26 protein-coding genes are annotated in these 26,535 nt (G+C 72.5%); 13 read left to right on the forward strand and 13 right to left on the reverse strand.

What is annotated here, in order from left to right; translation table 11 throughout:
• From I8E28_RS11215 to I8E28_RS11225, 3 genes are read left to right on the forward strand one after another with little or no spacing between them, the layout of a single operon-like run.
• Positions 1 to 1,482 (forward strand): serine/threonine-protein kinase, encoded by a 1,482-nt coding sequence (locus I8E28_RS11215; RefSeq protein WP_200788144.1) that lies wholly within the window; start codon positions 1 to 3, stop codon positions 1,480 to 1,482.
• 12 nt (positions 1,483 to 1,494) lie between these two features.
• Positions 1,495 to 2,754: a type VI secretion system-associated FHA domain protein TagH gene (gene tagH / locus I8E28_RS11220; protein ID WP_200788145.1), complete on the forward strand. Its 1,260-nt coding sequence runs from the start codon at positions 1,495 to 1,497 to the stop codon at positions 2,752 to 2,754.
• Positions 2,736 to 3,476, forward strand: a complete 741-nt coding sequence (locus tag I8E28_RS11225; RefSeq protein ID WP_200788146.1) for a protein phosphatase 2C domain-containing protein — start codon at positions 2,736 to 2,738, stop codon at positions 3,474 to 3,476. The genes tagH and I8E28_RS11225 overlap by 19 nt, the downstream gene beginning before the upstream one ends.
• Here the strand turns inward: I8E28_RS11225 and tagF are convergent.
• From tagF to I8E28_RS11275, 10 genes are all read right to left on the reverse strand, one after another.
• Positions 3,473 to 4,051, reverse strand: a complete 579-nt coding sequence (tagF, locus tag I8E28_RS11230; RefSeq protein WP_200788147.1) for a type VI secretion system-associated protein TagF — start codon at positions 4,049 to 4,051, stop codon at positions 3,473 to 3,475. The two genes, I8E28_RS11225 and tagF, sit on opposite strands and share 4 nt — an antisense overlap.
• Positions 4,030 to 7,347 carry a type VI secretion system membrane subunit TssM gene (gene tssM, locus I8E28_RS11235; RefSeq protein ID WP_200788148.1) on the reverse strand — a complete coding sequence of 1,106 codons (3,318 nt, stop codon included), beginning with the start codon at positions 7,345 to 7,347 and terminating at the stop codon, positions 4,030 to 4,032. The genes tagF and tssM overlap by 22 nt, the downstream gene beginning before the upstream one ends.
• Positions 7,344 to 8,477 carry a DotU/TssL family secretion system protein gene (locus I8E28_RS11240; RefSeq protein ID WP_200788149.1) on the reverse strand — a complete coding sequence of 378 codons (1,134 nt, stop codon included), beginning with the start codon at positions 8,475 to 8,477 and terminating at the stop codon, positions 7,344 to 7,346. Before I8E28_RS11240 ends, tssM begins: the two co-directional genes overlap by 4 nt.
• Positions 8,465 to 9,658 (reverse strand): type VI secretion system lipoprotein TssJ, encoded by a 1,194-nt coding sequence (tssJ, locus tag I8E28_RS11245; RefSeq protein ID WP_200788150.1) that lies wholly within the window; start codon positions 9,656 to 9,658, stop codon positions 8,465 to 8,467. Before tssJ ends, I8E28_RS11240 begins: the two co-directional genes overlap by 13 nt.
• Positions 9,659 to 9,776: 118 nt before the next feature.
• Positions 9,777 to 10,406, reverse strand: coding sequence for an OmpA family protein (locus I8E28_RS11250; protein ID WP_200788151.1), 630 nt, complete (start codon positions 10,404 to 10,406; stop codon positions 9,777 to 9,779).
• Between the two features lie 99 nt (positions 10,407 to 10,505).
• A complete protein-coding gene (locus I8E28_RS11255; protein ID WP_200788152.1) occupies positions 10,506 to 10,907 on the reverse strand; it encodes a hypothetical protein in 402 nt (133 codons plus the stop codon).
• Positions 10,891 to 12,459, reverse strand: coding sequence for a DUF4384 domain-containing protein (locus I8E28_RS11260; RefSeq protein WP_200788153.1), 1,569 nt, complete (start codon positions 12,457 to 12,459; stop codon positions 10,891 to 10,893). Before I8E28_RS11260 ends, I8E28_RS11255 begins: the two co-directional genes overlap by 17 nt.
• A 31-nt stretch (positions 12,460 to 12,490) precedes the next feature.
• The gene (locus I8E28_RS11265; protein WP_200788154.1) at positions 12,491 to 12,832 is read right to left on the reverse strand and encodes a hypothetical protein; all 342 of its coding nucleotides are present in this window, start codon (positions 12,830 to 12,832) and stop codon (positions 12,491 to 12,493) included.
• A 42-nt stretch (positions 12,833 to 12,874) separates the two neighbouring features.
• On the reverse strand, positions 12,875 to 13,021 hold the full coding sequence (locus tag I8E28_RS11270) for a hypothetical protein (protein WP_200788155.1): 147 nt from the start codon (positions 13,019 to 13,021) through the stop codon (positions 12,875 to 12,877).
• A 186-nt stretch (positions 13,022 to 13,207) separates the two neighbouring features.
• The gene (locus I8E28_RS11275; RefSeq protein WP_200788156.1) at positions 13,208 to 13,780 is read right to left on the reverse strand and encodes a hypothetical protein; all 573 of its coding nucleotides are present in this window, start codon (positions 13,778 to 13,780) and stop codon (positions 13,208 to 13,210) included.
• 173 nt (positions 13,781 to 13,953) lie between these two features.
• Here I8E28_RS11275 and I8E28_RS11280 point away from each other — a divergent pair, with 173 nt between their 5' ends.
• Complete coding sequence (locus I8E28_RS11280) at positions 13,954 to 14,910, forward strand: alpha/beta fold hydrolase (RefSeq protein ID WP_200788157.1); 957 nt, start codon at positions 13,954 to 13,956, stop codon at positions 14,908 to 14,910.
• A gap of 15 nt (positions 14,911 to 14,925) precedes the next feature.
• Here the strand turns inward: I8E28_RS11280 and I8E28_RS11285 are convergent, their stop codons facing one another.
• The 3 genes from I8E28_RS11285 to I8E28_RS11295 all read right to left on the reverse strand — a co-directional run bounded on the left by I8E28_RS11285 (position 14,926) and on the right by I8E28_RS11295 (position 17,132).
• Positions 14,926 to 15,762 carry a caspase family protein gene (locus I8E28_RS11285; protein ID WP_200788158.1) on the reverse strand — a complete coding sequence of 279 codons (837 nt, stop codon included), beginning with the start codon at positions 15,760 to 15,762 and terminating at the stop codon, positions 14,926 to 14,928.
• 4 nt (positions 15,763 to 15,766) lie between these two features.
• Entirely contained in the window at positions 15,767 to 16,384 is a 618-nt protein-coding gene (locus tag I8E28_RS11290) for an anti-sigma factor family protein (RefSeq protein WP_200788159.1), read from the reverse strand.
• A 151-nt stretch (positions 16,385 to 16,535) separates the two neighbouring features.
• Positions 16,536 to 17,132, reverse strand: coding sequence for an RNA polymerase sigma factor (locus I8E28_RS11295; protein WP_200788160.1), 597 nt, complete (start codon positions 17,130 to 17,132; stop codon positions 16,536 to 16,538).
• Between the two features lie 273 nt (positions 17,133 to 17,405).
• Between I8E28_RS11295 and I8E28_RS11300 the strand changes: the two genes are divergently transcribed.
• The 9 genes from I8E28_RS11300 to I8E28_RS11340 all read left to right on the forward strand — a co-directional run bounded on the left by I8E28_RS11300 (position 17,406) and on the right by I8E28_RS11340 (position 26,533).
• Positions 17,406 to 17,882, forward strand: coding sequence for a hypothetical protein (locus I8E28_RS11300; RefSeq protein WP_200788161.1), 477 nt, complete (start codon positions 17,406 to 17,408; stop codon positions 17,880 to 17,882).
• A gap of 148 nt (positions 17,883 to 18,030) precedes the next feature.
• Positions 18,031 to 18,504 (forward strand): cache domain-containing protein, encoded by a 474-nt coding sequence (locus tag I8E28_RS11305; RefSeq protein ID WP_200788162.1) that lies wholly within the window; start codon positions 18,031 to 18,033, stop codon positions 18,502 to 18,504.
• An 84-nt stretch (positions 18,505 to 18,588) separates the two neighbouring features.
• Entirely contained in the window at positions 18,589 to 20,289 is a 1,701-nt protein-coding gene (locus I8E28_RS20870; protein ID WP_275403460.1) for a methyl-accepting chemotaxis protein, read from the forward strand.
• Between the two features lie 16 nt (positions 20,290 to 20,305).
• Positions 20,306 to 21,994, forward strand: coding sequence for a protein kinase domain-containing protein (locus tag I8E28_RS20945; protein ID WP_200788163.1), 1,689 nt, complete (start codon positions 20,306 to 20,308; stop codon positions 21,992 to 21,994).
• Positions 21,991 to 22,722 (forward strand): serine/threonine-protein kinase, encoded by a 732-nt coding sequence (locus tag I8E28_RS11320; RefSeq protein ID WP_200788164.1) that lies wholly within the window; start codon positions 21,991 to 21,993, stop codon positions 22,720 to 22,722. The genes I8E28_RS20945 and I8E28_RS11320 overlap by 4 nt, the downstream gene beginning before the upstream one ends.
• Positions 22,719 to 23,573: a response regulator gene (locus tag I8E28_RS20950; RefSeq protein ID WP_200788165.1), complete on the forward strand. Its 855-nt coding sequence runs from the start codon at positions 22,719 to 22,721 to the stop codon at positions 23,571 to 23,573. The genes I8E28_RS11320 and I8E28_RS20950 overlap by 4 nt, the downstream gene beginning before the upstream one ends.
• A complete protein-coding gene (locus I8E28_RS11330; RefSeq protein WP_200788166.1) occupies positions 23,570 to 23,935 on the forward strand; it encodes a response regulator in 366 nt (121 codons plus the stop codon). Before I8E28_RS20950 ends, I8E28_RS11330 begins: the two co-directional genes overlap by 4 nt.
• Before the next feature lie 13 nt (positions 23,936 to 23,948).
• Positions 23,949 to 26,012, forward strand: coding sequence for a chemotaxis protein CheA (locus I8E28_RS11335; RefSeq protein ID WP_200788167.1), 2,064 nt, complete (start codon positions 23,949 to 23,951; stop codon positions 26,010 to 26,012).
• 17 nt (positions 26,013 to 26,029) lie between these two features.
• Positions 26,030 to 26,533, forward strand: coding sequence for a chemotaxis protein CheW (locus I8E28_RS11340; protein WP_239027221.1), 504 nt, complete (start codon positions 26,030 to 26,032; stop codon positions 26,531 to 26,533).
• Positions 26,534 to 26,535: the final 2 nt, after the last annotated feature.

Consider the following 26,535-nt stretch of genomic DNA (forward strand, 5'->3'; position numbering starts at 1 on the left):
ATGCCCGCACCCATCCCATCGCGCATCGGCTCGTACCTGGTCCGGGGCGTGGTCGGCTCGGGCGCGATGGGCATCGTCTACCTGGCGCACGACCCGGCCATCGACCGGCCCGTCGTGGTCAAGACCATCCACCGCCGCCTGCTGGAGGGCGGCGACGACGAAGCGGGCGTGACGGCCCGTTTCCGGATCGAGGCGCAGGCCGCGGGGCGGCTCACGCACCGCAACATCGTGCCCGTCTACCAGTTCGGCGAGGACGACGACTGCGCCTACATCGTCATGGAGTACGTCGCCGGCCGGAACCTGCGCGACTACATCCAGGCGCCCCGGAAGCTCCAGTTGCCGCACGTGCTGTGCCTGATGCTGCAGCTGCTGGACGGCCTGCACTACGCGCACGAGCACGGTGTCGTGCACCGCGACATCAAGCCCGCGAACCTGCTCGTGGCCACGGACGGGCGCCTGAAGATCACCGACTTCGGCATCGCGCGCACCGAATCGTCGACGCTCACCCGCGGCAACTTCGTGGTCGGCTCGCCGGGGTACATCGCCCCCGAGCAGTACACCGACCGCAGCGTCGACCGGCGCGCGGACGTCTTCTCCTCGGGCGTGCTGCTGTACCAGATGCTGAGCGGCACGACGCCCTTCGCGGGCACCGACGAAGCCATCATGTACAAGATCGTCTACGAGCCGCACAAGCCGCTGGGCGAAGCGGTCGACGACGCCAGCCTGCTGCCGTTCGATGCCGTGCTCGACCGCGCACTGGCCAAGGACCCGGCGCAGCGCTTTCCCACGGCGTGGGCCATGCGGTCGGCACTGCTCGAGCTCGCGGGCGCCGACGTGCCGGACGTGCTGCCCGCGGACGTCGTGCTCGCGCCGAAGGTCGAGGGGCTGCAGGCGCCTCCTTCTCCGGCGCCGTCCCGTGACGCGGTTGGCAGCGCAGGTTCGCTGTCGCAGCCCGCGTCCACGCAGCCGCCCGTGCCGCGCTCGCAGCCGGGCACCGGCCAGTCGATCCCGGTGCCGACGGGATGGGACAGCGAGGTCCTCGCCGAGGTCGAACGCGAACTGGCGCAGCACGTCGGTCCGGTGGCCCGCGTGCTGGTGCGCCGCGCCGCGCGTGGGGCAACTTCGGTCGCCGCGGTGCGTCATGCCGTCGCCAGCGCCATTCCCGAATCCGCCGCCCGCGAGCGGTTCCTGGCCAAGGCCGGCCCCGCGCGCACCGGGACGGTCCCGGCCGCAGGCAGCCGCTTCCAGCCGACGGCACCGGGGCTCGACGTGCCCAGCGGGCGCCCGATGCGCGATGGCGACGTCGACAAGGCCGCCGCGACGCTGCTGCCATCGCTGGGACCGATCGCCCGCGTGGTCGCCAGGCGGTGCGCCGCCCAGGCGCAGACGCGCGAGCAGTTCGTCGCCCGCGTGGTGGAACAACTCGCGCCCACGGTCGACGCCCGCCGCGTGCAGGACGACCTCTGGCGCGTCCTCGGCTAGTGCGAGGTGCCCGTGATCGCACTGCGCGTCACCCGCCGCCCCGGCGCCAGCGACCCCGATGCGGCCGCGCTCGCGCTGCCGCCCGAGGGCCTCACCATCGGGCGTTCCGACGAGTGCGGCCTGGTGCTGGCCGACCCGCTGCGGCTGGTGTCGCGCCAGCACGCGAAAGTGGACCCGGACGGCGTCGGCGCGCGCGTCCGCTGCCTGAGCGGCAACACGCCGCTGTGGGTGAACGACGCCGAGCTCGAGCCGGGCAACGAACGGGCCTTGCAGGTGGGCGACCAGCTGCGCATCGGCCGCTTCGAACTCCTGGTGGAGCCCGTGGCGACGCCAGCGGCAGCGGCGGGGCGCTCGCGCCTGGACCGTTGGTTCGACCTGGACGATGCCCCCGACCTGCTCGGCGGCGAAGCGCTGGACACCGCCGTCGTCGCGGCACCGGAGGCGCCCACCAGCGCCGTCGTGTCGTGGCAGTCCGCCGGGCACGCCGTCGGCAGCACCGTCGCCGCCGCGCCCGCTGCGACGATGGACGTGGCACCTGTCGCTGCCGAAGCCGCACCGCCTGCCGCATCACCTACTCCGCGCGTCGCGCGCGCTGCAGCGCCGACACCTCGCAAACCCGCCCGCCGCCCCACCGAACTGCCCGTCGACGTGCAGGACCTCGCCACCGCCTTCGCCCGCGGCGCCGGGCTGCGCCCCGACGCCGCGGCTCTCACGCCGGAATGGATGGAGCACATCGGCGCGCTGTTGCGCGCGACAGCGGAGGGAACGCTCGCGCTGCTGCAAAGCCGGGCCGTCACCAAGCGCCACATGCGGGCCGAGGGGACGCACATCGAGCCGCGCCAGAACAACCCGCTGAAGTTCTCGCCCGACGCCACCGAGGCGCTCACCCGCATGTTGCAGCGCGACGCCACCCCGGGCTTCCTCGAGCCGGTGGCGGCGCTCCAGGACGCGCACCGCGACCTGCTGGTCCACCAGGTGGCGATGGTGGCCGGCATGCGCGCGGCGGTGTTCGAGCTGTTCTCGCGGCTGGGCCCGGACGCCGCCGAGAGCGCCGAGGGGCCCGCGCGCGGAGCCGACCGCGTGCGGCTGCTGCGCGAAGCCGCGCTCTGGCGGCGCCACTGCCTGCAGCACGCCGAGTTGCTGGAGCACCTGGACGACGACTTCGAGGCCATCTTCGGGCGCGAATTCCTGCGCGCGTACCAGGCCCAATCATCGGCCGGGGGTGAGACCCCGGTCGCACCCCCGGAGGCCCCGTGGCAGGGTCTCCGCTGACCGTCTCGCTGGCCGCGCTGTCCGAGACCGGGCAGCGCCCGTGCAACGAGGATGCGTTCGGCTACTGGCAGGGCGCCGGCACGCTGGTGGCGGTCCTGTGCGACGGGGCGGGCGGGCACGGCGGCGGCCAGACCGCAGCGCGCGCCGCCGTGACGCATGTGCTCGAAGCCTTCGTGCCGCGCCCGGAGGTCAGCGCGCGTGCGTTGCGGCGCCTGGTCGACGGCGCCAACGACACCGTCGTGGCCCGGCAGGTGGCCGGCACGCCGACCACCGACATGCGGACCACCATCGTGGTGCTGCTGCTGGACCTGCGCCTGGGGGTCGCGCTCTGGGCCCATGCCGGCGACTCGCGCCTGTACCGCTGGCGCGAGGCGCGGCTGCTCGGGCACACGCGCGACCAGAGCCTCGAGCGGCGCCTGCTCGACGCCGGCCTCGATCCCGCCGGCGCGGCCCGGTGGCAGCTGACGTCGGCGCTCGGATCGCGCGAGGGCTTCGAGCTGGACGTCGTTGAGGCGCCGCAGGTGCTTGCACCGGGCGATGCGCTGCTGCTGTGCAGCGATGGCTTGTGGTCCGCCCTGGACGAGACGACGTTGGCCCGCAGCCTCGTCGGCTGCACCGATGCCGACACGTGGCTCGGCCGCCTGCAGGCCGGCGTGCAACGGGCCGCGCGCAGCGACCAGGACAACTACTCCGCGCTGGCGGTCTGGTGCGCGGCCGCCTAGGGCGGGGATTCCTGCAGGGCAAGCAGCTGCAGCAGCAGCGCCGCCTCCGGTGGCCACGCCGACGCAACCGGTGCCGCATCCGGCGGCGCCGACAGCGGCCACCAGAGGCTGCACGGCGGTGCGGGCCAGGCGTCCGGTGCGAAGTCCGTCGCAGGGAAGGGCGGCAGGGCGGCGATTGCGGCCTCGAGCGCCTCCGGCCCTTGCTCCACCGCGTTGCGCAGCGATGCCAGGCGTGCAGCGCCGTGGGCCGGCGACGCCGGCACCGGCAAGCGTTCGGCCAGCGTCAGCGGAAAGGCGCGCCCGACGCGATCACGCGACGCCAGGACGATGCCGCACCAGGCCTCGTCGGGCGAAGGCAGCGCGAGGTAGCGCCACGGCGCGAAGCCGGCCAGGCGTTCGCGCCAGTCGCCGCCGTCCGGCAGCGACGCCGCGAGCGCCAGGCCGCGCTGCAGCCAGCCGTCCCACTCGCCGCGCCAGCGTGGCGGCAAGCCGCGGCCCAGGAAGTCGCCGCGCGTGGGCAGCTTCCCGTACCAGCCCACGCGGCGCGCTGCCTTCACCATCGCGGCTGCGGGCACCGGAAGCGCGCCAGGTCCCGCAGGGTCCAGATGTCGGCATCGGGCGCGCCGGCCGCCGTGGCTTCGACGCGCAACGTGCGCGTGTCGACGGTGAAGGCCAGCCGGGGCGGCGCGCCACGCTGCCCCTCCCAGTCGCCGCGTAGCAGCAGCCGCACCCAGGCGAACGGGCCTTCATGGAGTTCGGCGCCGACGCCGGCGGGCCCGGGCGGCAGGATGCGCATCAGCACCTTCTGCGTCGACGCCGGCCCCGGCCACGCCAGGTCCCGCGCGCGCACCGGGCCGTTCTCGTAGCGCAGCAACTGGCCGTCGACGTCGATGCTGAACTGCAGCAGCTCGTCGTCCATGCGCAGCGGCGTCAGGCGCAGCTTCAACGCCGGCAGCGGCGCGCCGCCCGGGAAGAACAGCGCGCCGATCGCCGCCGCTTGCTCGAACGCGGCGGGCAGTGCGGCGTCGGCGCCGCGCGCCTTCCATGGACGGGCCGAGGTGTCCGCGCGCGTGGCCAGGTGGTGACGCCGGAACTCGTCGAACAGGCCGCCGGGACCGAACAGGCGCGCGAAATCCGGCGGCGGCATGTCGCGCGCCGGCGGCGGTGCGAACGGGAAGCGCTCGCGCGTCAGCGCCATGCAGGCCTGCGCGAGATCCGCCAGCGCCGCATCGAAGCCCGCCTTGGGCCCGCCGCGCGCGCGCAGCCACGTGCCGAGGTCGGCATGCACGCGGCGCAACGCGGGCGGCGCCGCGGCCGCCTCGCTGCGCAGCGCTGCATCGAGCTCGGCGTCCCCGCTGCCGCGCTGCCTGCTCGCCAGCGCATGCAGGCGGTCCATCGCGCGCGGTCCGGGCCCTGCCGCGTAGTCGCCCAGTGCGCCGAAACGCAGTCGCAGCGCGCGATCGAATTCGCCGCCCGCCGCGTCGCCCGCCGGCGCGCTCGCGCTGAATTCGTCGGCGAGGCGCGTGAACAGCCGGCGTAGCGGAGAGTCGGGCGCCGTGGGGTCGACGGCCTCGCGCGCGGTCCCGTCCGCGTCGCCATTCGAGGCCAGCCCGAGGCCTTCGAGCTGGCGTGACCAGGCCGCGATCACGCGCTGCGCATGCCGCTTGCCGACCTGGGCGGCGATGTCGTCGCGCCAGGCGCGGTCGGTCCGCAGCCGCTTCGTCTCGGCGCCGGCGTCGGCCAGCGCCCAGTCGGCCTCGTTCGCGAGCTCGTCGAGCGTCGGCCCGAGCGCCGGCAGCAGGTTGCGACGCCAGTCGATCGCCGTCGCGTGCGCGGGCATCGGCCCCGCGCCCGACGGCGCGAACAGCAGCGGACCGGCAGGCCCGAGCCGTGCGGGCAGGTCCTGCGGCGGCTCCGTGTCCACCACCCGCTGCAGCAGGCGCTCGTGCACGCGCTGCGCCAGCGGCAGCGCGGCCAGCGCGGTCCGCGCGGCGCGCACGCCTTCGTCGTCGGGCTGCATCGCCTCGGGCAGCCCGTTGCGCTCGAGCAGCGCGTCGACGTGGCGCGCCCATTCGGCCTGCTCGCCCGCGCCGCCGGACCGGGCCAGGGCCTGCGCGGCCCACCGGCGCAGGTCGGCGCGCACCAGCCGCTGCGGGCTGGTGAGCATCAGCGCGACGCGCAGGGCCTCGTAGCGCGCGGCGCTGTCCTGCGCCTCACGCAGGTCGCGCCGCAACCGCTCCACCAGCAGCGGCGCCAGGCTGCGATCGAGCATCTCGCGGTAGGCCTGCTCCGAGGAGCGCGCCAGCCGCGGCCCCTGGAACAGCCCGAAGCCGAAGCCGGCCGCGGGCTGGTCGGGATCGATGCCGTCGTTGGCGGCCAGGCGCTGCAGCAGCGCATAGAGCGGCAGCACCTGCTCCAGGCTCGCCGACTGCAGCGAGCCGGCGCGCCGGGCCATCTGCTGCACGCGCGCCTGCACCGCATCGACATAGTCCATGTTGCGCCGGTAGCTCTGCCACGAGATCGCGCAGGCCGCGATGAGCGCAACGCCCGCGACACTCGCGGCGCCCAAGGCCATGCGGCGACGCCAGCGCAGCCGCTGCAACCGTTGCCCCGCCAGCGGCGCCTCGGCGATGACCAGCCGGCGCAGCACGTCGGCGAGGAAGAAGGACTTGCCGCTGGCATCGGGGCGGGGCAGGGGCTGCAGCGCCAGGCCGTGGCTGCGCGCGAGCTCGCCGATGACGCGATCGATCGGGTTGCCTTCCTGCGTTCCGCTCGTCATCGCGATCGCTCGCAGGCGCTGTGCCGGCGCGGTGGCGATGCCGGCGAACGCCTGTCGCACGAACGATTCCAGTGGTGCCAGCATCGCGTCGAACTGCGCCGCGAACGCATAGACCGGCAGCCGGCGCTGCGCCGTGCGCTCCTGCTGCAGCGCCTCGGGACGCCGCCGTGCCAGGCGCAGCGACAGGTCGGCCAGCCGTGGCGCGAGGTCCGCGGGCACGCCGGCGGCGTCGGCGTCGAACACCACGCCCCACAGCTGTTCGCGCTGCGCGGCGTCCAGGTCGCCGAAGGTTTCCACGAAGCCGGCGAGCAGGTCGGCCTTGGTCACCAGCAGGTAGATCGGGAACGCCAGGTCCAGCTCGCGGCGCAACTCCTCCAGCCGCGCGGCCACCGCGTCGGCCTGGCGCGCGAGCTCCGGGCCGCCCTGCAGCAGGTCGGGCACGCTGACCGTCACGATCACGCCGTTGACGGGCTGCACCGGGCGGTGCCGGCGCAGAAGGGCCATGAAGCGTCGCCACTCCCCGGCATCGGCGGTGGCGTCGCTGTCCTGGGTCGTGTAGCGCCCGGCAGTGTCGATGAACACGGCGTCCTCGCTGAACCACCAGTCGCAATGGCGCGTGCCGCCGATGCCCGCCAGCGGGTCTCGACCGAGCCGCCCGGCGAGCGGGAAGCGCAGGCCCGAGTGCAGCAGCGCCGTCGTCTTGCCTGCGCCGGGCGCGCCGAGGATCAGGTACCAGGGCAGTTGCTGCACTTGCCGGCGCGCCTGCCACCAGCCGCGCGGGCCCTGCACCTGGACGCCCTGCCGCAGCATCGCGATCGCCTGGCGGAACCGCTCGCCCAGGTCGGCGCCGCCATCGCCCGCCTCCAGGCTGTCGAGCAGGCGCGCATTGCGGCGGCGGGCCACCAGCGCCCGCAGCGCGCGCACCGCGAACACCAGGACGATGGCGGCCAGCAGCAAGGCCACGCGCGCGCGCGTATCGTCGAACGGATGCCAGGCACGCCAGGCGAGCAGCGGTGTCGCGAACCACAGCAAGGCCGCCGCCGCGCCGATGTTCACCGCGCGTTGCACGAGGAGGCGGGGCGGGGCCGTCATTCCGGGAACAGGATGATCTCGATGCGCCGCGGCGGCGGCGCGCCCGTTGGATCGACGCGGGCCTCGACCGCCAGCCGCGCGTCGCCGAGTTGCGGCCGCAGCGTGTCTGCCGCCTGGCGCGCCCAGTCCATGGCCTGGTGCCAGCCGGACGGCGTGCGCGCGGTGGGCGCGTCACCGCCGTCGGTGTAGCCGACCACCAGGACCTTGCCCCGCACGCGTGCCAGCGCCGCCGCGACCCGATGCAGCGGCTCGGCCGCATCGCGCAACGCGTCGGCAGGCACGACCACCACGCTGCGCAGCGCCTCGTCGCGCACGGACAGCCGGCCCGCCGCGACGTCGTCGCGCAGCTGCGGAGCCAGCCGTGCTGCGGCTGGTGCCGATGGCGCACCCGTGGCCGCGGCGTGGGCGGGAGCTGCCGGAACGAGGCGCTGCAACGAGGCCGACACGTCGTCGACGCGGGTCGCCAGCAGCACCTGGCTAGCGGTGTAGACGCCGAGGGCGAGCACGCCGAGCAGCAGGAGGGCTGGCAATGCGGTGCCTGGCGCGCGCGGCGGGCTGGCGGCCGCCGGCGCGCACTGCCACGGCGCCGCCAGTGGTGGGACGGGCGCCACCGGCTGCAGCGCGAGGTAGACGCGCGAACGCAGCGCGTCGTGGGCGCGCGGGTCCACGCCGGTGCCGGCGCGCAGCCCGAGGCTGAGGCAGGCGTGGGCCAGCTCGAGCAGGGCGCGGTGCTCGCGCGGCCGCTCGGCCAGCTTGCCGAGCAGGCGCAGCAGCTTGTCGCCGCCGGCTTCGCCGTGGAACCGCTGCAGCAGTCCCGCGCCTTGCGCGCCCCACGGGGCGGCAGCGAACTGCTCGTCGCCCCAGGCGCACAGCACGTAGCTCGCCGCCGCGATGGTCGGCTCGTCGACGCCGGCCACGCGGGCGTCGGCCTCGAAGCGCGCGACGGCGGCGGCCAGCGAGCGGCGCAGTGCCGCGGGGTCGGCCGGAGTCGCCTCGCGCAGGCGGGCGATCGCCGCGACCAGCGGCAGTGCGAGCGTCCGCAGCGCGCGCCCGGGGCCCGCTTCGTCGACGCGGTCCGGGCCGTCCGGCGACGCATCCGGCGCGGCGACCGGCCCCGTCACTTGGCCCACCCCACCTGCAGCTGGCGCGCCTGCGCCTCCACGCGCGCGCGCTGCGCCAGCGCGCCGCCCGGCAGCGGCAGGACGGCGCGCCACCGCGCATGCTCGATTTCGCGGAACGCCCCGAACACCGCGAGCGCGCGCGCGTCGCCGCTGACCTCGAGCGCCATCTCGCGCGCTTCGCCGGGGCGCAGGTGCAGGCTCTCGCGCGCGAGCATGCTGGAGCCGAGCGTCGCGGCGTCGTCGTCGTAGAGGCTGTCGAAGCTGGCCTTCTCGAAGCCGCTCGGATCGCGCAGGACGTAGATGCGCAGTGCCAGCGAAGCGGGTGCGTTGCGCGCGTCCGTGTTCAGGCTGCGCTGCGCCTGCACCAGCAGCTGCAGGTTGCGCCTGGCCCCCGCAGTTCCCCCTGCAGGCCCGGGATTGAACATGAAGTTCACGACCATCGAGGTGTTCACCCAGGGGATCTGGCGCTGCGCCGTGTCGCGCAGCACTTTGATGCGCACCGCCTTGAGCATCTCCTCGGCTTCGATGCCCGCGCTGCGCAATTCGTTGGCGAGGTGGCGCGTGTAGACGCTGTTGCCGCCGATCGGGCCGTCCTCGGCCACGTGCCCCGGGGAGGCGGAGAACGCGATCAGCGCGCCCGGGGCCGCCATCTCCGCCAGGCCGTCGGCCTTGCGCGGCACGCCGCCGCGGGCCGCGAACGGATCGTTGCGGCAGGCGTCGATGATGAAGATGCGCGCTCGCGGCCGGACCCGGTCGACGCGCGCGAGCAGCGCCTCCTGCAGGTCGATGGCCTCGTCGCGCACCTCCGCCTCATCGCGCAGCGCGATGTCCACGGGCAGCAGGTAATTGCGGCCGCGGATCTGAACGCCGTGGCCGGCGTAGTAGAAGACCGAGGCGACCTGGTCGTCGTCCATGCGCTGCGCGAACGCACGCAGCACGCGCTTGAACTCGCGCGCCTTCAGGTTCAGGTGCTCGCCGACCTCGAAGTCCAGCGTGCGCAGCGTCTGCGCGATCAGGCGCGCGTCGTGCTCGGGGTTGTTCAGCGGGAACTCCGGGTAGCGCGCGTTGCCGACGACGAGCGCGACGCGGCGCTGCGCACCCGGCTCCGCCCTGGCCTGGGCACGCGCGCGACCGACGCCCCACGCCACCGGGCCCAGGGCCAGGCAGGCGAGCAGTCGGCGGCGGCTCATGGGGAGGGGAGGTTGCGATGGGCCGTTTCATTGTCGGCATGCCACCGCGCAGGAACAAGGGGCGCGGCGGCCCCTTTGCGGCAGAGCCAGGCGCGTGCGCGCCCGGCCCCGCGCCCGGTCACGAGCCGCGGAACTGCACGCGGCGGTTCACGGCTGCGTACGGATCGGCGCCTTCGACGGGACGGGACTCGCCGTAGCCGACCGTCTTCAGGCGGGCGGCAGCGATGCCGTGGTGCTGGACCAGGTAGTCACGCACGGCGCTCGCGCGGGCCCGCGACAGGCCGGCGTTGTAGGCGTCCTCGCCGGCGGCGTCGGTGTGGCCCTCGACGGTCACGGTGCGGTCCGGCGCCAGCAGCTGGATGCCGCGCGCGAGCGCATCGAGCTGGGGGCGAGCCGCGGGCAGGATGTCGGACGAGTCGAAGGCGAACAGGACCGGCAGCGAGAGCGCCGCGGGCTGCGCCTTCGCGTCGTCGCGGCCGGCCGCGGGAGCGGTGGCCGCAGGCTTGGGCGAAGCGGGACGCGACACGTGCGCGACGGTCTTGATGGCCGTCGGCGCGGCGGGCGCCGGGGCGGCTGCAGGCGCATCGTCGAGCAGCTGGATCGAGCGCGACCTGCCGAGCACGGCGGCCACGTCCTGCGGATTGACCTGCTGGCCTTCCTGGTAGATGACGACCTTCTCGGCCTTCGACTCGCAGGTGACGAAGGCGGCGGCGGCGGCCAGCGCGAGAGTGCTGAAGTAGCGGATCATGGACGGCTCCTGGCGGTTGATGGCGGCGTCTCTGGGTTGCGTCCGCCGCCAGGCCGGTTCAAGGTTTTTCCGCGCCGTCCCCATGCGCTGGACGGTCCCTCAGCGCGGCAGCGCGAGGTTGGGCGCCTGGGCCGCGGAAGGCCGGGCCAGGCAGGTCGCCCCGCCCCTGTCGGTGACGATCAGCGGCGCACCATGGCGGTCGATGGCCACCAGCGTGGCGGCCTGCCGCGCTTCCGCTGGCAGCGTCACGGGCCCTTCGTCGAACAGCAGGCGGCCGTACTGCCAGCAGCGCAACTGGTACGTGGCCGGCGCTGCGGCGGCGGGTGAGCCCGGCCGCCCCTTGTCCGGCGCACGATCGTCGGCGCCGGTCCTCGCCGCCACGGCCGACAGCAGCGTCGCGGCCCCGGCAGCCAGGGTCAGCCCGGAAAGAGCGGCGAGCGCGGCGAGCCGCAGGGCGGGCCGGCGGGCGCGGCGGGGAAGGGCGTCATCGGGCTTGGACATGGAAGTTCTCCTGGGCGAGCAGGCCGCCGCTGGCTTTGTCGAATGCCGCGCGGATCTGGTCCAGCGTGGCGCCGGGAAGCGGTTCGAAGTCGGTGCCGACCAGGGCCTGCGGCAGCGCGGGCATCACGTCGCGCGGCGTGGCGAAGCACGAGACGGTCTCGGTCACGCCCTTGGGATTCATCGTCAGCTGGAAGCGCATCGCGCCGGGCACCTTCAGCGGCTCGGCCGCAGCGATGCGCGAGTCGCGCGCGAACCGGTTCGGGAAGAAGCGCACGATCCGGTTGGCCTCGTCCTGCAGGTAGCAGTACACGTGCGCGTCCTGCGACGGCGCCACCGCCAGGTTGATCGCCTCGCCGCGCGTGAACCGGGTCTGCTGGTTCGGTGCCGTCACCGACAGCTTCAGCGGCGGCTGCGCGGGGGCGGGCACCTGCGGCGACGGCGCGGCCGCCGTCGCGGGCGGGGCGGTGTAGCGCACCGGTTGCGCGGGCCGCTTGACCTTGGCGTGGTCGGCGGCGAGGAAGGCGTAGAAGAAGTCCTCGCTCAGCACGGCTTCGCGGCTGAGCCCGAGCTCGGCGCGGTAGGCGGCGATCGCCTCGTCGATGGCCGGATTGAAGGCGCCATCGATCGGGCCGTCGTAGAAGCCGCGCCGGCGCAGCTGGTTCTGGAAGTACGCGATCAGCTCGACGCGCGTCGCGGCCATCGAGTGGTACCAGTCGAACATCTCCAAGCGCGTCTCCTCGTTGGCCTTCGGGTCGGTGACGCCCAGGCAGGTCCAGTACGGGGTGCGCGTCAGCTTGCCCACCAGCTCCACGACCGCGAGTTCGACCAGGCCGCGCAGCGCCTGCGTCTGCCCCTCGGCACGCGCCAGGTTCATGCTGTAGTTGATGCCGAACTTGTGGAAGGCGGCGTCGCCGTCGAAGCCGCGGCCCTGCTTGAGGATCACGACCGAGTTGCGCGAGGTGACCCCGGGCAGCACCGACATGTCGGCGGTGCTCAGCACGCTCAGGTCCAGCGCCAGCATGCTCGACGCGGCGTCGCGCGCGATGCCCAGGTTCACGAAGGGCGAGAAGCCGATGCCCACGTCCTTCTGGTTCTTGATCAGGTTCTCGTCGAACTGCGACACCGACCCCTTGATGTCGTACAGCGGGACCGCCTTGTACGCGGCCTGGCTCTGGGCCGTCGCCAGGAAGCTGATCACGTTCATCGTGTCCTTGCCGAAGGCGACCAGGCGCACGGCGCGGCTGCGCCGGGACATGTCCGACACCGACGAGATCAGCATGTCGCGGGTGCCCGCGTTCAGCTTCTTGGTCTCGTCCGAGATCTCCTCGGTGAGCATCGTCACGTCGTGCACGCCGTAATCGAGCATCAGCGTGTCCATGCAGCGCAGCGCCTGCGAGAAGCCGGTGATGGAGCGCTGCGGGCGGTCCTCCGGGCCCTTGCGGATCTCGGCCGTCTGTTCGACGGTCGGCTGCTTGACCTCCAGCGTCTGGCAGCCGGTGAGCGCCGCGACGGCGGCAAGCGCGATCGGACGCGCGACACGGATCGGGTTCATGGGGACCTCCGGTTCGGTGGCAGTCGCGCGGCTAGCGGCAAGCGCCGCGGCCGACGATGTTGATCGCGTTGGGGGCGAACACGAACACCTCGCGCGGCGCGGGCCCGCCACGGCCTTCGGTGTCGATGTTGCCGATGCTCTGGCTGCCGCAGCTGTCGTCCGCGGCGCCCTGCCCGCCGACCGACGCCGACTTCTTCTGCTGTTCGTCGAACTTGCGCTGCAACGCAGCGGCGCGGATCTTCTCCTTGGCCACCTTGGCGCGCTGGGGCGCTTCCAGCATGCTCAATTCCTGGCCGGCGAAGGCGATGGTGCCGCTCCCCAGCGCGATGGCGGCAAGCAGCGCGCGGCAGGTGCGAAAGGGCAGGTGGGGCATGGGGAACTCCTGGTGGGCAAGGGCAGCGAGAGTGGCGCCGTCCTAGATCTCGTTGTAGACGAAGGGCTGGATTCCTGCACGTTCGCCCGTCGTCGTGAGCAGGCTCAGCGGGCGGTGCTCGATGCAAACGCACTCGGCCATCGCCTGGTTGATCGCGAGCGAGATCCGGTTGAGCGAGAGCATGGACATGGCGGGCTCCGGTGGGTGGCGGGTCGCCCGGCGGAATTGCCGTCGCGTCCCGTGCACCATGGGTTGCAACGCGCGGGGAACCGGTTCAAGGAGATTCGGATTCGCGATCACGCTGGCGGGCAGCGGGCACGAAGAAAAAGGCCCGCCGGCGCAGTGCGCGGGCGGGCCGGGGAAGCAGGACGGGCGTTACTTCGCGACGCCGATGGCCTGGTTGGCGTGGGACATGCCGCCGCCGGACGTGTTGACCGCGCCGCTGGCGAGCACGAGGGTGTTCCTGAGCTTGCCGTTGCCCTGCGCGCCGCCGATCTGCTGGCGCGCCGAGGAGTTGAACCCGGCGGCGATGTTGCTCGCGCCCGTGGCGATGACCTGCGAGTTCTCGACGGTGCCGTTGTCTTTCGCGAAGCCAACTTCCTGCGTGGCGGTGCTCATGAAGCCGACCGCCGAGTTGTTCAGGCCGTTGGCCATGACCACGCTGTTGCTCATCTTGCCGTTCTGCGTGGCGCGGCCGACGCTCTGGGATGCGGTCGAATTGAAGCCGACGGCCGAGTTGACGGCGCCGTTCACGGACACGGCGGTCCCGTCGATCTTGGCGTTCTGTTCGGCCACGCCGATGTTCTGGTTCGCGTTGGTCATGAACCCCACCGAGCTGTTGACCGCGCCGGTGGCGCCGATGGCGGAATTCGCGATCTCGCCCGCCATCGCGCCAGCGAAGGAGAGGCCGAGGGCGAGGGCGAGGGAAGCATTGCGGACGACTTGCATGGTGGACTCCTGAAGGTGGGCGGTTGGGGGTGGAGGCTGCGGATTTGCTTGCCTTCCGCGCCATGGGTTGCGGCGCCTTCGCGATCGGTTCAAGGAGTTTTCATCGCCATCGCGCGTGGCTTGCGCGGCGCTCGGCGGGCGGCGCATAGTCGCTGCGCACCAGCAGGTCCCGCATGCTCGACAGTGCCCCGCCCGAGACTTCCGCCCACCCGCCGGCGCTGACCGGATGGCGGGGCACCTGGCGTGCGCTGCGCAACTTCGGGTTCGTGGGCCTGCGGGGGCCGGGCCGCGAGACCGGCAGCTTCACGGCGAGCGACGGGCAGGTCGTCCCGGTGTGCGTGCTGGGAAGCGGGGCGCCGCTGGTGCTGGTGCATGGCGTCGGCTGCTCGCACCGCGACTGGCTGCCGGTGGCGCGGCGCCTGGCGCGGCGCCGCTGCGTGCTGGCGTGGGACGCCCGCGGCCATGGAGCGTGCCGGCCCGCGCTGGGCAGCATCACGCTGGCGCGCCTGGCCGCGGACCTCGCCGACATGATCGAGCACTTCGGGCTGGACCGCTCCGTGCTGGTCGGGCATTCCATGGGGGCGCTCACGCTGATGCAGTACCTGCAGGTGTATGGCACGCAGCGGGTCGCGGCGGTGGCCTTCGTCGACCAGTCGCCGCGCATCGTCACCGACGAGGGCTGGCAGCTCGGCCTGTTCGGCGGTTGCAGCGCGGCGATGCTGGCCGGCCTGATCGCCGGCGCGCGCAAGGACCTGCCCGACGTGCTGCTCAAGGAAGTGGGCGCGTTCGGAGGTGCCTGGCTCTCGCGCCAGTTGGGCGCCGAAGCCGCGCTCGGTCGCATGCTGCGCCGGCGGCTCGCGCGCATCGACGTGCGCCCGCTGCTGGACCTGGCCGAGTCGATGGCGCAGGCCGATTTCCGCGCTTCGCTCGCGCGCCTGGACGCGCCGTTGCTGGTGGTGCTGGGTGGCCGCAGCCCGCATTACGCGGGCTTGCCGCTCGACGCCTGGTACCGCGAGACCGTCAGGCACGCGCAGGTGTCGGTCTATCCGTGGGCCGGCCATTCGCCGCACGTGAGCGAGCCGCTGCGGTTCGTGAGCGAGCTCGAACGCTTCATCGCCGACCACGCGTGAGGTCGCGCGACGGCGTCAGCCGCAGCGGCCGTCGGCGTTCGACTTGAAGCAGAAGTCGGAGGTGAGGCTCGACGATTCCCAGGGCACCTGCACGCGCCTGGTGTCCTCGGCCACGGCGATGCGCACGCGCTTGAACAGCTGCTCGATCGGCAGGCCGGGCGTCGGCAGGTTGGCCAGCAGGTGGCGCGCGTAGACGCTGTGCTGGCCGTCCGTGCCGTCGAGCGCCACGCCGTTCGGCGCGGTCGAGAAGGCAACCAGCGTTCCCACCGGCGCGTCGAGGGTGGCCAGGCCGCCGGGCGTGGCGCCGCGGAACTTCAGGCGCCGGCCGTCCGGGCCGACGATGACGCCGCCGGCGAACGGGTTCACGCGGCACGCATCGAGCACCACGATGTTGGCGCCAGTGGGGATCGCACTGAGCCGGTCGATGAACTCGCCCACGTCCGCGCTCTGCTTCGGGATGTCGTCTTCCGACTTCGGATCGGCGTCGATCGGCACGAGGTAGTTGCGGCCCTTGACCTGCACGCCGTGGCCTGCATAGAAGAGCATGCGGACCGACGCCTTCGGCGCGCGCACCGAGAACGCGCGCAGGGCTTCGATCAGGTCCGGCAGGCGCGTGTTCTGGCGCAGCGTCACGTCGTAGCCCAGGCCGCGCAGCGTCGTGGCGATCGCGGCGGCGTCCCCGGGCGGATTCCTCAGCGGCGCGGAGCGGTACGCGCCGTTGCCGATCACCAGGGCGACGCGCTGCGCACCGCCGTCGCCGGGGCCGGGGGCCGCGACCGCGGGAACTGTGCGCAGTGCCATGGCACCCACTGCACAGCCCAGCACGGTGCGGCGGGTCAGCAGCGGCTGCATGGCTTCACTCCCGCGGCGGAACGCCGGGCGCCAGCGCGGCAGCCTGGACGATGGGGGCCGCCTGCACCCGCTTCAGCGCTTCGGCCTCGCTGCCGCTCGGCACGCGCAGGTAGTAGTCGCCCAGCTGGCCGGGGCCGCCGGCCAGCTCGCCGCGCACCTGCATCACCAGCAGGCGGATGTCGGTTTCCTTCGCGTCGGGCGCGAAGCTGATCTTCAGCATCGGGCCTTCTTCCACGCGCACCGCGTGCAGCGCGCGGATCTCGGCCTCGTTCTCGCGCATGTCGCCCATCAGCTCCAGGATCACCCCGCCCTGCACGGCCATGATCGCGAGCCCGGCCAGCGCATACGCCGGGCGCATGCCCAGGTTGCCGAAGAAGGCGCCGACGCGCTCGGCGAAGGTCGGGCGGTCGCCCTGGATGAGGCGCATGGTGCGGGCCAGGCCCACGGTGGCCGGGACGGCTGGCGCGTTCTCCTGCACCCGTTGCTGGAGGGAGCGGTACCAGTCCAGCTCGCCCCGCATCTCGGGGTGCTGCTCCAGGTACGCCTCGACGAAGGCGCGATCCTCCGCCCCGATGGATCCGTTGACGTACCAGGGAAGCAGTTCTTCGAAACGTTCATTCATGGCGGCGATGCTCCCGTGGTGTGTGCCTGGTCAGGGCCGCGCGGTGGCGGCGCGGCCGGCCCGTGACGGACCGGTCCCGGCGCTGGGTTGCACGGCATCGCCCGGCGGTTCAATCTTTCTGGGCGCGGCGGTCACGGTGCCCCCGATCCGGTCAGGAGGCGAGCGCGCCGCGGGCGTCGGGAGCACCGCCCTCCCGGCGCAGCAGCCCCTGCAGGCAGTTCTTGATCTTCTGGCGCGCATGGAAGAGGCGCGTCTTCACCGTCCCCTCGGGGCAGCCCTGGATATCCGCCACCTCGGCCACGCCCAGGCCCTCGTAGAACACGAGGTGCAGGCATTCGCGGTGCTCGTCGGAGAGCTTGCCCATGCAATGCTGGACGCCGTCGCGGCGCTGCTTCGCGGCCAGCTCGGCGAAGGCGTCGGGCGTGTCCGAGGCCGTGGTGTCGGCGATGTCGTCGAGATCGGCGTGCACTTCGTCCGGCCGCCGGGACCGGTAGACCATCAGCGCCTTGCGCCGCGCGATGCCGATGAGCCAGGTGGAGAACTGCGAGTCGCCGCGGAAGCGGTCCGGGTGGCGCCAGATCTCGTACATCGTGTCCGCCACCACTTCCTCGCACCGCGCGTGGTCGTTCAGCATGTTGGCGGCGTACGCATACACCCGGCGGCTGAAGGCCTTGTACAGCTTGCGGAACGCGCCCTGGTCTTCGCGGCCGATGCGAACGAGCAACTGGAGGACCTCGTCGTTGTCCATGGGGAAGTGCCGGGGGGCTGGCCCAATATAGCGGCGAGCCGGCCGCGCGAGAAGGGCGCGCGATGCGGGCGCTGATCGCGGCGCCACCGACGCCGTTTCGGGTCCTCCCCCAACGAATTCCCCGAAGGAACCGCCGCGAAGTTCCGAGCGGTCGCTCCCGGCCGTCGAGCGGCATCGCGGGCGACGAGCGTGCCGTTCGCGCCGTTCCAACGGGCTGGCCCCGGTGGATGGGCCGCCAGATACTTCCTGCAACAACTGTCACGAGGAGTGCGCATGAAGGTCTCGAACCACCAGGTTGCCGGATCCAACGGGATGCGGCTTCGGACGTGCCTTGCGTCGATGGCCCTGGCCATCACGGCGCTCCAGGCGGGAGTGGCATCCGCGCAAGCGGTCCAACCCGGGGCGCTCGCCCAGCGTGAATACGATGACGCCGTTGCGACCTTCAAGGCCGGCCGCACCTCCGAGGCCTTCGGTCGCTTCATGGACCTGGCCAATCGCGGCGACGCCGACGCGGCCCGCATCGCGCTGTTCATGAACCAGTACGGAGCCACGCTGTACGGCAAGTATTGGGACGTGCTGCCGCGGGACGTGGACTACTGGCAGCAGCTGGTGCGCAACAGCGGCACTGCCGCGCGACCGGTCGCCGAGTTCCAGCCGCTGGTCGTGGGATCGCGCAAGCCGGGGACGCGCGTGGCCGTCGCCAGGAACACCGCGACGCCGGCGCTGCAGAAGGTCGTCGCCCGCCAGTGAGGCGGTGCACGCAGCCGACGCGTCAACGCGACACACCGCCGCGTTACAGCCACTCACGAGTGATACCGGATGGGCTGTCGTGGCATCCTAGGGATGCTCGCCGCCAAGGCGCATGGGAGCCGGACCCGCCGGCAGTGATGGAGGAGCGATGAAAAGCAAAGCAGTAGCCGCCGCGGCAATCGCGGTGGGCGCCCTGTGGGGCACGACGGCCCTGGCCGCGGAACCGGCCCGCGTGACGGCCAAGGAAGCGGAGACGATGGTGCGCAAGGGCGTGGCCTACATCAAGGCCACCCCGCGTGACAAGGCGATGGCCGACATCACCGACCCGAAGGGCGCCTTCGTGGACCGCGAGTTGTACCTGACCGTGTACGACATGAAGGGCAACGCGCTGGCGCACGGGGCGAACGCGAAGTTCGTGGGCAAGAACCTGATCGAGCTGCGCGACGGCAACGGCAAGGAGCACATCCGCGAGCGGATGGAGATGGCCAAGACCAAGTCCACGTTCTGGCAGGACTTCACCTTCCTGAACCCGGTGACCAAGAAGATCGAGCCGAAGCAGATGTACTGCGAGAAGACGCCCGACGAACTGGTCGTCTGCGGCGGCATCTACAAGCCCGCCTGACGGCATGTCCCCCGGGCGGCGCTGCCGCCCGGCCCTCCTGATCCCGGGTGCTCGCGGCCCGCGCCTGGCCCCACGGCTGAAGCAATGAAAATCTGGCACAAGATCATGATCGCGCCCGCCCTCGCGATCGCGTTCCTCCTGGGGTTCGGCGCCATCGCGTACGGCGTGGTGCGCCAGCAGAACGCCGCGATGGAGGACATGGTCCAGAAGCGCATGGAGGGCGTCTCCATCGCGCTGGACGCTTCGCAGCACCTCGCGGAGGTGCACTCCGGCGTCTACCGGCTGTTCACCTGGCTGGCCAACATGGACGAGGGCAAGGTCCGCGAGGCGGTGGGCAAGCAGAACGCGCGCGTCGACGGCATCGCCGACGAACTGCGCAAGCTGCGGCAGCAGAACGACCTGGGCGAGGAGCAGGGCCGGATCATCGACGGCGTCCTGCCGCTGGTGGCCAAGTACCGCAAGCTGACCGCGGACGCCATCGACCTGGGCACGATCGACGTCGCCACGGGTGCCATGCTGATGCAGTCGGCCGACAAGCATTACCTGGACATCGACAAGCAGGTCGAGCAGCTGGTCACGCTGCAGCGCAAGGCCGCGGCCGACGACTACGAAAGCTCGACCGCCGCGGCCCGCCGCGGCGTGATCCTGTTGATCGCCACGCTGGTTCTCGCGACGGCGATCGCGTTCACCGTGTCGCTGTCCATGAGCCGTGCCATCGTGCGCCCGCTCAACGTCGCCATCGAGGCGGCGGCGCGCATCGCCGACGGCGACCTGGGCACCGACGTCGAGGTGCGCGGTACCGACGAGACGGCCGACCTGCTGCGCGCGCTGGCCACGATGGCGCACAACCTGCGCCAGCTGGTGGGCGAGGTCGCCGATGGCGCCCGCGTGGTGGCCGAGACCAGCGGGCAGATCGCGCAGGGCAACCTGGACCTGTCGCAGCGCACCGAGGAACAGGCCAGCACGCTGGAGGAAACCGCCAGCTCGATGGAGGAACTCACGTCCACCGTCTCGCTGAACGCGCAGAACGCCAAGCAGGCCAGCCAGCTCGCGATCGGCGCGTCGGACATCGCGCGCCAGGGCGGCGAAGCCGTGGGGCAGGTCGTCAGCACCATGAGCGGCATCTCGGCCTCGTCGCGCCGCATCTCCGACATCATCGGCGTGATCGACGGCATCGCCTTCCAGACCAACATCCTGGCCCTCAACGCCGCCGTCGAAGCGGCGCGTGCGGGGGAGCAGGGCCGCGGCTTCGCGGTGGTCGCCGCCGAGGTGCGCAACCTCGCGCAGCGCAGCGCCGCGTCCGCCAAGGAAATCAAGGCCCTCATCGGCGAGTCGGTCGACCAGGTCGACAGCGGCGCCCGCCTGGTGCAGGACGCCGGCAAGACGATGGAAGGCATCGTCGTGGCCGCCAAGAAGGTGAGCGACCTGATCGCCGAGATCGCCGCCGCCTGCGCCGAGCAGGACGCGGGGATCCAGCAGGTCAACACCGCGGTCAGCCAGATGGACATCGTGGTGCAGCAGAACGCTTCCCTCGTGGAAGAAGCCGCGGCCGCCACCGAATCGATGAAGGAGCAGTCCGGTTCGCTGCTGCAGCTCGTGTCGCGCTTCAGGCTCGGCAACGAGGAAGCGCTCGCGCAGGGCGCTTCGGCATCCGTCCAGGAGCAGCCCGCGCCGAAGATCGTCCCGATCCAGACGCGTCCGCGCGCCAGGGCGGTGCCGGTGCTCTCGACGGCGGCGGCCGTTCCGCCGCGGCGCACCGCGAACTCCCAGTGGCAGGAATTTTGAACCGCGAAGCGTGACCGTGCGCGGCCAACCGGACTTCCCGCCCACCGAAGCGGCCTCGCTCGACGAGGTCTTCGCCATGCGCGACCGCGAGTTCGCGCGCGACGAAGCCGCGCCGGAGTTCGCTCCGACCGAAGCGGTGCCGATGGAGGCATTGTTCGGGCTGCCGTCCGCCGAGGCGGAGCCGTCGCGCTCGTTCGCCAGCTCCGTGCTGCCCGAGCCGGCGCCGGGCACGATCGCCACCTTCCTGTACGCCCGCGTGCACGGCTTCAACGCCGCGTGCCAGACCCTGGCCGGCCCCGAGCTCACCACATTCGTCAACGACGTGCGCCGCGCGCTGTCGTCCTCGGCCGGCAAGCTGGGCGGCGAGATCGCCGCACGGCGGCCCGATTCCATCCTCTGCGCCTTCACGCACGACGAGGACGACAAGCTGCCCACGCACGCCAAGCGCGCGCTGCACGCGTCCATCCTCATCGTCCACGAGCTGACGCAGGTCGCCGAGCGCGTCGCGCCGCAACTGCAGGCTGCCGGCTTGCCGCCGCTGGCGGTCGCCGTCGGCGTGCACCTCGGCGCCGGCGAAGTCGTGCCGCGTGCGACCACCACCGAGCGCATGGTCCACGCCACCGGCGAAGCGGTCGAGATCGCACGCATGCTCGAGAGCGTGGCCGACGACCTGCGCTGGGGCATCGCCGCGTCCGCGGGCACGCGGCAGGCCGCGGGCACCCGCGTCGACAGCGGCCGCAGCGGCAGCGTCGCACTGCCCGACGACAGCTTCCTCGAACTGACCGAGATCAGCGGCCTGGTCCCGCGCCAGGGGTCGACGACCCCCGCCAGCCACTACGAAGCGCTGCGCGCGTCCATCCAGCGCAACCAGCACGCATTGCAGTCGCGCCCCGGCGTCGCCAGCCGCGCCGGCCACCTGCTGGTGGAAGACTTCCGCGTGCTGCGCAAGATCGGCGAGGGCGGCAATGCCACCGTGTTCCTGGCCGCGCCCGCCGGCGGCGGGCCGACGCAGGTGCTGAAGGTCCTGCGCCTGGACGGGCCCGAGGGCGACATGGGGCTGCACCGCTTCATGCAGGAATACGCGCTGATCGCCAAGATCGACCATCCCAACGTGGCGCGCTTCTTCCGCCAGGGCTTCTGGGTCGGCAACGCCTACATCGCGATGGAGTACTTCCCGCTCGGCGACCTGCGCAGCCGCATGCGCCGCCCGCTCGACCCCGGCGTCGCGATGTACTACCTGCGGCAGGTGGCAGCGGGTCTCGAAGCGATCCACGAAGCGGGCATCGTCCACCGCGACGTGAAGCCGGACAACGTCATGCTGCGGCAGGACGGCATCGTCGCCATCGCCGACTTCGGCGTCGCCAAGCAGGTCGCGATGCTGATCACCGACACGGGCGCCGGCGACGTCGTCGGCACGCCGTACTACCTGAGTCCCGAGCAGGCACTGGGCCGCCGCGTCGACGCGCGGTCCGACCTGTACAGCCTGGGCGTGATGGCCTACGAGATGCTCACCGGCGGCAAGCCGTACCACGCCTCGTCGGCCGAAGAACTCCTGCGCCTGCACATCGAGGCGCCCGTGCCCACGCTGCCGCGGCAGCACGAGCCGTTCCAGCCGGTGCTGGACCGCCTGATGGCCAAGGACCCCGCGCAGCGCTATCCGTCCGCGGCCGCGCTGCTGGAAGACCTGGACCGGTTGGCCGCATGAGTGAATCCGTGATGCAGTTGCGCGCGGCCGCGGCCGTGCTCGGACGCGGCCGGCATTCGATCGTCGTCGCCGACCGTTTCGACGGCCTCGATCGCGCGCTCAAGATCTCGCACGCGTCGTCGCTCGCGCACGAGGCGACGCTGCTTCGCGCGCTCGCGCATCCGCACGTCGTCCGCCTGCACGCCGAAGGCCAGGACGACCGGGGTGCCTGGCTGGCGCTCGAACGGTGCGAATGCGCCACGCATGGCCAGGTGCCCGAGACGGTCGCCCGCGCGTGGCTGCGGCAAGCCGCCGGCGCGCTCGCGCACGTGCACGCGCGCGGCTTCGTGCACCGTGACGTCAAGCCTGCCAACCTGCTCGTGCGCACCGACGGCTCGCTGGCGCTGGCGGATTTCGGGTCCGCCGTGCGGATCGGCGAGGGCGCGTCCGACGCCACGGCGGCCGGCTCGCCACGCCACGCCGCGCCCGAACAATCGGCCGGGTCGCCGGCCAGCCCGGGTGCGGACGTCTACGCGCTCGGCACCGTCCTGCACGAGTGGCTCACCGGCGAACCCGCGTTCCCCGGCGAAACCGCGGCCGAACTGGCCGCGCAGCATCTCGTGGCCCCCATTCCCCGGCTGCTCGCGCCCGTCGCGCAGTGGCAGCCGCTGCTCGACGCGATGCTGGCCAAGCGGCCGGCGGCGCGCCTGGCCGACGGCGCCGCCGTCCTCTCCTGGAAGCTCCCGTGACTCCATCCGACCACTACCTCGTCGACGTGATCGGCTTCGCCGACGTCGAGCGGTCCATGCTCGCCAGCATCTTCGCGCTGGCGGCACGCCGCGATCCCGGCTTCGCGCAGTTCGACCCCGGCAGCAGCGGCGGCCGCACGCCCGACCTGTACCTCGTCGACGCCGAGAACCCGGAAGCACTGGGCGAGTTCAAGGCGCTGCGCAAGCGCGCCAACCTGCCCGCCGTGCTGATCGGCACCAGCTCGCACGGCACCGGCTGCCCCGTGCTGCCGCGTCCGCTGCAGTGGGCGCGCCTTCTGCAGGCGCTGGACGACCTCGTGTCGTCGAACGACGACGTCGCGATCGCGCCGCCGCCCGCGCCCGCGGTCGACCCGCGCCGCAGCCTGCCGGGGCTCGCCCGTTCCAACGCACCGCAAGGCGCGGTCGCGGCGGCGGGCCAGCGGATGATGGGCGACACGGTGCTCGTCGTCGACGACAACGCCACCGTGCGCGCCTTCATGCAGGCCAAGCTCGCGCCCTTCGGCTTCGACGTCGACTTCGCCGAGACCGGCGAGGAAGCGATCGGCCTGTCCGGCCAGAACGAATACACCTGCGTGTTCCTCGACGTCGTGCTGCCGGGCATCGACGGCTACCAGGTCTGCAAGCTGATCAAGTCGAACAAGCAGGCGATCAAGAAGACCGCGGTGGTCATGCTCACCAGCCGCAGCTCGCCGTTCGACAAGCTGCGCGGCTCGCTCGCCGGCTGCGACGAGTACCTCACCAAGCCGCTCGACGAGGACCGCCTGCTGGAGGTCATCGCCAAGTTCCTGCCCAGCGGGCGCAAGCAGGCCGAAAGGGCATCGCGCAAATGAGCGGCAAGTCCATCCTCGTCGTCGACGACACGCGCTCGATGCGCAAGATGGTGGCCGCGGTCCTCGCGGGCGCGGGCTACGAAGTGGCCGAGGCCGGCGACGGCGCCGAGGCGCTGGAGCAGGCCAAGCTGCGCCAGTACGACCTCGTGGTCACCGACCACAACATGCCCGTCATGGACGGCGTGACGCTGGTGCGCGAACTGCGCCGGCTGCCGTCCTACGACAACGTGGCGCTGATCGTCCTGTCCACCGAGGTCGATCCGGCGCTCAAGCAGCGCGGGCGCGAAGCGGGCGCCACCGGCTGGATGGCCAAGCCGTTCGACCCGCAGCGCATGCTGGACATCGTCGGCAAGTTCATCTGAAAGGCGCACGGCGATGACGCAGACCCCCACGGGGTTCGGGGACCCGAACGCCTACCGTGCGATCTTCTTCGACGAGACCCAGGAGCACCTGGCCAACGTCGAGGCCATCCTGCTGCGGCTGCGCCCGGACGAGGCGTCGCCGGGCCTGCAGGGTGACTTCAACGCGATCTTCCGCGCGGTGCACTCGATCAAGGGCAGCGCGGCGATGCTGGGCTGCGACGACATGGCGGGCCTCGCGCACCTGCAGGAGAACCTGCTGGACCTGCTGCGCAAGGACGAGCGCCCGCTGGAAGCCGGCGACGTCGAGGCGCTGCTGCGTGCCGGCGACGCCTTGCAGGCGCAAGCCTTGCGCCATCGCGGCATGACCGACCGGGCGCCGGACACCAGCGCCGTCGAAGCCCTGCTGCGCGACCAGCTCGCGCGGCCGCGCATCGGTGCGCAGGGCGCGCAGTCCGGCCCGGTGCGCCGCGCGTTCAGCGTCACGCTCGGCCCGCTCGTGGCGGCGATCGACGCGGGGGACCTCGAGATGATGCTCGCCGGCCTCGGGGAGATGGGCTCGGTGGCGGACACCCGCATCGACAACCAGCCGGGCGGCAGCGTCGCGTTCTCGGTGGAACTCGAAGGCACGGCCGCCGACCTGGAAAGCGTGCTGGCGCTGGTCGTGCCCACGGACATCACGACGATCGAACCCGCCGGCGCCTCCGCGCCGGTGAAGGCCGCGCCGCAGCCGGTGCCCAGCGACGACCTGGGCGACGAGCTGTTCGTCGACCCGGCCGTGTTCAAGCAGCGCCGCGCCGCCAGCGAACCGGCCCCCGCGATCGCTCCTGCTCCCGGGCCTGCATCTGCGCCCGCGCTGCTGGCCGACCTGCACGAGCCGGTCAGCGTCGCGGCCGCCGAGACGGGCTACATCCGCGTCTCGATCGAGAAGATCGACCTGCTGGTCAACCTGGTGGGCGAACTCGTGATCACCGAGGCCATGCTGGCGCGCAGCGCCGCCTCGCAGGAGGACGGCACCGCGCCGACGTTCAGCGACGCCGGGCTCGCCGACCTGTCGCGCCACACGCGCAACCTGCAGGAAGCGGTGCTCGCCATCCGCATGCTGCCGATCTCCAACGTGTTCTCGCGCTTCCCCCGCCTGGTGCACGAGCTGTCGGCGCGGCTGGGCAAGCGGGTGGAGCTCAAGTTCGGCGGCGAGTCCACCGAACTCGATCGCGGCCTGATCGAGAAGATCTCGGACCCGCTGACGCACCTGGTGCGCAATGCGGTGGACCATGGGCTCGAGACGGCCGAGACGCGCATCGCCTGCGGCAAGCCGCCGGTGGGCACCGTGCGCCTGCATGCGACGCAGCGCGGCGGCTCGGTGGTGATCGAGGTCAGCGACGACGGCCGCGGCCTCGATCGCGAGCGCATCCTCGCCAAGGCGGCGCGCATGGGCATCCCGGTCGCCGCCGACGCGACCGACGCGCAGGTGTGGCAGCTCGTGTTCCTGCCCGGCTTCTCGACGGCGGAGCAGGTGACGGACCTCTCCGGCCGCGGCGTCGGCATGGACGTGGTCCGCCGCAACATCCAGGCGCTCGGTGGCTCGGTCGACATTTCCTCGGCCGCCGGATGGGGCACCACGGTCACCGTCAGCGTGCCGCTGACGCTCGCGATCGTCGAAGCCATGACGGTGTCGGTGGGCGGTGCGACCTACGTGCTGCCGCTCGCCTCCGTCGCCGAATCGCTGCGCATCGAGGCGCAGCAGATCCACCGCCTGCCGCACGAGGGCGACACGCTGCGCGTGCGCGACGACTGGCTGCCGGTGCTGCACCTGGCCAGGCTGTTCCCGCCGGCGCAGGCCGCGGCCGAAGCGGGCGGCATCGCCGTGATCGTCGAAGCCGAAGGCCGCCGCGTCGCGCTGGTCGTCGACGAGCTCGTCGGCCAGCAGCAGGTCGTCGTCAAGAGCCTCGAAGCCAATTACCGCCGGGTGCCCGGCCTGTCCGGCGCCACCGTGATGGGCGACGGTTCGGTCGCCCTGATCCTCGACGTCAGCCACCTCGTGCGCCTCTGCGCGGCACGGGAACCGGCCAGCCCCTGACCATGCAAGGAGTCCCCATGCAGCCCGCATTCGCCCGCACGGCGGAACCCGCGCAGGCGCCCGTGCGCCAGCGCGAGTTCCTCACCTTCCGCCTCGGCGCCGAGAACTACGCCATCGACATCCTGAAGGTCCAGGAGATCCGCGGCTGGGAGCAGCCCACCGCGATCGCCAACTCGCCGGCCTTCATCAAGGGCGTGATCAACCTGCGCGGCGTGATCGTCCCCATCCTCGACCTGCGCGTGAAGTTCCAGCTGCCGCAGGCCAGCTACGACGAGTTCACCGTCGTGATCATCCTGAACATCGCCTCGCGCGTCGCGGGCGTGGTGGTCGACTCGGTGTCCGACGTGCTGTCGCTGCCTGAGGACGCGATCCGCCCGACGCCGGAGTTCTCCTCCGCCACCTTCGACACGCGCTACATCCCGGGCCTGGCGACGGTCGGCGACGAGCTGATGATCCTGCTCGACATCGAGAAGCTGCTGACCGGCGCCGACATGGCGCTCGTGGACGGCGCGTCGCATTGAGG

This window comes from Ramlibacter algicola (assembly GCF_016641735.1).
Taxonomy (GTDB): Bacteria; Pseudomonadota; Gammaproteobacteria; order Burkholderiales; family Burkholderiaceae_C; genus Ramlibacter; species Ramlibacter algicola.

What these genes read in the sequence shown, in the direction of transcription:
- I8E28_RS11215 (WP_200788144.1), top strand. Translation starts at nt 1, where the DNA reads ATGCCCGCACCCATCCCATCGCGCATCGGCTCGTACCTGGTCCGGGGC.
- tssM (WP_200788148.1), bottom strand. Translation starts at nt 7,347, where the DNA reads ATGACGGCCCCGCCCCGCCTCCTCGTGCAACGCGCGGTGAACATCGGC.
- tssJ (WP_200788150.1), bottom strand. Translation starts at nt 9,658, where the DNA reads ATGAGCCGCCGCCGACTGCTCGCCTGCCTGGCCCTGGGCCCGGTGGCG.
- I8E28_RS11250 (WP_200788151.1), bottom strand. Translation starts at nt 10,406, where the DNA reads ATGATCCGCTACTTCAGCACTCTCGCGCTGGCCGCCGCCGCCGCCTTC.
- I8E28_RS11255 (WP_200788152.1), bottom strand. Translation starts at nt 10,907, where the DNA reads ATGTCCAAGCCCGATGACGCCCTTCCCCGCCGCGCCCGCCGGCCCGCC.
- I8E28_RS11260 (WP_200788153.1), bottom strand. Translation starts at nt 12,459, where the DNA reads ATGAACCCGATCCGTGTCGCGCGTCCGATCGCGCTTGCCGCCGTCGCG.
- I8E28_RS11265 (WP_200788154.1), bottom strand. Translation starts at nt 12,832, where the DNA reads ATGCCCCACCTGCCCTTTCGCACCTGCCGCGCGCTGCTTGCCGCCATC.
- I8E28_RS11270 (WP_200788155.1), bottom strand. Translation starts at nt 13,021, where the DNA reads ATGTCCATGCTCTCGCTCAACCGGATCTCGCTCGCGATCAACCAGGCG.
- I8E28_RS11275 (WP_200788156.1), bottom strand. Translation starts at nt 13,780, where the DNA reads ATGCAAGTCGTCCGCAATGCTTCCCTCGCCCTCGCCCTCGGCCTCTCC.
- I8E28_RS11280 (WP_200788157.1), top strand. Translation starts at nt 13,954, where the DNA reads ATGCTCGACAGTGCCCCGCCCGAGACTTCCGCCCACCCGCCGGCGCTG.
- I8E28_RS11285 (WP_200788158.1), bottom strand. Translation starts at nt 15,762, where the DNA reads ATGCAGCCGCTGCTGACCCGCCGCACCGTGCTGGGCTGTGCAGTGGGT.
- I8E28_RS11290 (WP_200788159.1), bottom strand. Translation starts at nt 16,384, where the DNA reads ATGAATGAACGTTTCGAAGAACTGCTTCCCTGGTACGTCAACGGATCC.
- I8E28_RS11295 (WP_200788160.1), bottom strand. Translation starts at nt 17,132, where the DNA reads ATGGACAACGACGAGGTCCTCCAGTTGCTCGTTCGCATCGGCCGCGAA.
- I8E28_RS11300 (WP_200788161.1), top strand. Translation starts at nt 17,406, where the DNA reads ATGAAGGTCTCGAACCACCAGGTTGCCGGATCCAACGGGATGCGGCTT.
- I8E28_RS11305 (WP_200788162.1), top strand. Translation starts at nt 18,031, where the DNA reads ATGAAAAGCAAAGCAGTAGCCGCCGCGGCAATCGCGGTGGGCGCCCTG.
- I8E28_RS20870 (WP_275403460.1), top strand. Translation starts at nt 18,589, where the DNA reads ATGAAAATCTGGCACAAGATCATGATCGCGCCCGCCCTCGCGATCGCG.
- I8E28_RS11320 (WP_200788164.1), top strand. Translation starts at nt 21,991, where the DNA reads ATGAGTGAATCCGTGATGCAGTTGCGCGCGGCCGCGGCCGTGCTCGGA.
- I8E28_RS11330 (WP_200788166.1), top strand. Translation starts at nt 23,570, where the DNA reads ATGAGCGGCAAGTCCATCCTCGTCGTCGACGACACGCGCTCGATGCGC.
- I8E28_RS11335 (WP_200788167.1), top strand. Translation starts at nt 23,949, where the DNA reads ATGACGCAGACCCCCACGGGGTTCGGGGACCCGAACGCCTACCGTGCG.
- I8E28_RS11340 (WP_239027221.1), top strand. Translation starts at nt 26,030, where the DNA reads ATGCAGCCCGCATTCGCCCGCACGGCGGAACCCGCGCAGGCGCCCGTG.